Origin of the sequence: Petrotoga miotherma DSM 10691 (assembly GCF_002895605.1) — a bacterium.
Taxonomy (GTDB): domain Bacteria; phylum Thermotogota; class Thermotogae; order Petrotogales; family Petrotogaceae; genus Petrotoga; species Petrotoga miotherma.
Map to the genome: position 1 here is coordinate 1 of NZ_AZRM01000054.1, position 2640 is coordinate 2640.

Genomic DNA, 2640 nt, shown 5'->3' on the forward strand with positions numbered 1-2640 from the left:
AAATCGTATCATCAAAACATCCGCGTAAAGCGGATGTTTTTTATATGTTAGATAATAATAAGTCACCATCAAAAGGAGAAAATACTTGCTATTAGAAAATCGAACCAAGATAATTTCAAAACTCTACCCAACTAGCACCTTTTTCTGCACTTTCTATACACTTTTCTATAAACCGCATACCATCTACTCCGTCTTCTATAGTGGGGAAATCTAAGTCTCTTTGTTCTAAAAGTTCTCCTTTTTTCTTTTTTGTAATAGCGTTTATAAACTTATCGTATACCCTTGCAAAGGCTTCAACATACCCTTCCTGATGCCCACCAGGAGTCACATAATCATTTTTAATAAAATCATCAACCTTTTCGCTTCCTCTTGATAAGGTTATAAAAGGATGATTCACTTTAGAGATCTTCAAGTAATTTGCGTGTTCTTGTGACCATTCTATAGATCCCTTTGCCCCATATATACCGATATCCAAAGTATTTTCATGTCCCACAGCAATTTGAGACGTCCAGTATATTCCTTCTGCCCCATTATCGTAATTTATTAGTATAGATGCATTATCATCAAGTCTATCTGGCTCTACAAACTTGTCCATTCTGGCGATTAAGGTCTTTATCTTTAACCCTGTTAGGAAAGAAACCACGTTATTAACATGTACTCCGATATCAGCGACACAGTTGGATAGACCTGAAACTTTTGGATCTGATCTCCATTCATGGCGAGCATTTTTACCGGCAAATGGGACCTTTGCCATCCATTCACTTATGTATCGACCATTGATAAATCTAACTTCACCTATTTCCCCTCTTTTAATTAACTCCCGTGCGTATCTTAACATAGAATAACCCGTATAGGAGTAAGCAACAGCAAAAAGTAGGTTGTTTTTTCTTGCTAACTGTTTTAGTTCTTCAGCTTCTTTTAGAGTTATGGTTAATGGTTTTTCACACATCACATTTATTCCAGATTCTAAAAATTTTTTTGCCACTTCATAATGTGAACTGTTGGGTGTAACTATGGATACAAAATCTATTTTATCGGGCCTTTTAGACTCCTCCTCAGCCATTTCTTCATAATTTCTGTACAATCTTTTCTCTTCTATTTTTAACTCTTTGCCTGTTGCCAAAGTGTTTTTGAAGTTTCTTGAAAAACTTCCACAGACTAATTCTGCCTTCCCATGAAGATTTATAGCTTTTCTGTGAACTATACCTATTTGAGAGTCTTTACTTCCTCCTACCATTCCATAAGTCAATCTTTTGAACATATTTTATCCCTCCTCTTAGTTGAGTTTTTTACTTTCTTTAGCATCTCTAACCTTTCTTTAGCGCCCTTTCACCCCGCTCCCCACCCATAAGGATAAAGGAGTTTGGTTTTAAAATTTGACCCAAATGCCTCCATTTTTTGAACTTTCTACACATTTTTCAATAAACCTCATCCCTCTTAATCCCGCATTTACACTTTGGAAATGGGCATTGTCGTTGGTTAAAATTTCACCGTTCTTTTTATTTATTAAATCGGTGATAAATGCGGTATAAGTATTTTTGAAACCTATGTTTGTTCCAGGAATTTCATCCTCATTTTGAATTGTCTCTTCTTCGTGGTCTTCATGCAAAATTGTTAATTTGTTTGCCTGCTTAAAACTCCATTTCAGTGTAGCTTCTGAACCATACACAGAAATGTTGAAATTGTTGTTCTCTCCTATGGCAATTTGAGACATGTAAAGTAACCCTTTACTTTTATCTTTAAAATTTATCATCACAGTAGAGTTGTCGTCTAATTTTCTCGATTCAACAAAAGTATCAAGGCGAGCACATAAACTATCGATTTCTTTTCCAATAAGATATGAAACCATGTTTTCCACATGACTGCCTATGTCGGCTGTAGTATTGGCAAAACCACTTTGGTTTGGATCCAATCTCCATTGGGCTTGTTTGTTTTCATCTTCGATCTTTTTAGCGAGCCATCCCTGAATATATTGTACGTTAACAAACCTTATTTCACCTAACTCACCTTTTTCTATTTTGTGCCTTGCTAAGGAAATCACCGGATACCCCACATATGAATACGTCACACACAACAAAAGATCGTTATCATCTGCTAACTGTTTTAACTCTTCAGCTTCTTTTACTGTTGTTGTGAGGGGTTTATCGCAGACAACGTTTATACCTTTTTCTAAGAAGGTTTTAGCTATTTCATAATGGGAAGCATTCGGAGTCGCAATAACTACAAAATCAATTTTATTTTTCTTTTTGCTCTCCTCTTCGGCCATTTCCAAGTAATTTTCATACAATCTATCTTTCTTTATGCCCCATTTTTTGCCTGTTTTTAATGTTTTTTTATAATCCCTTGAAAAACAGCCACTAACTAATTTGGCCCTTCCATCTGATAATATTGCGTTTCTATGTGCCTCACCTATCATAGAATCTATGGATCCACCAACCATTCCGTAGGTTATTTTTTTTGACATAACACACCTCCATAAAAAGATTTCTTTTTAATATTTTAACATAAATGCTTTTTCTTTTAAAAAAATATGGTATAATTTAGATACGATTAATTTAGTCGTTTTTATTTATCGTTAATTGTGAAAATATTCACAGTAAAAGGAGGGATTCATATTATGGCAGGAAGATTGGAAGGAAA

At 34.7% G+C, this 2640-nt stretch carries 2 protein-coding genes; both read right to left on the reverse strand.

From position 1 onward, the window contains the following. Nucleotides 1-115: 115 nt before the first annotated feature. Nucleotides 116-1261, reverse strand: a complete 1146-nt coding sequence (locus tag X928_RS08755; RefSeq protein ID WP_103079389.1) for a Gfo/Idh/MocA family protein — start codon at nucleotides 1259-1261, stop codon at nucleotides 116-118. Between the two features lie 108 nt (nucleotides 1262-1369). Continuing rightward, nucleotides 1370-2464 carry a Gfo/Idh/MocA family protein gene (locus X928_RS08760; RefSeq protein WP_103079390.1) on the reverse strand — a complete coding sequence of 365 codons (1095 nt, stop codon included), beginning with the start codon at nucleotides 2462-2464 and terminating at the stop codon, nucleotides 1370-1372. Nucleotides 2465-2640 lie beyond the last annotated feature (176 nt).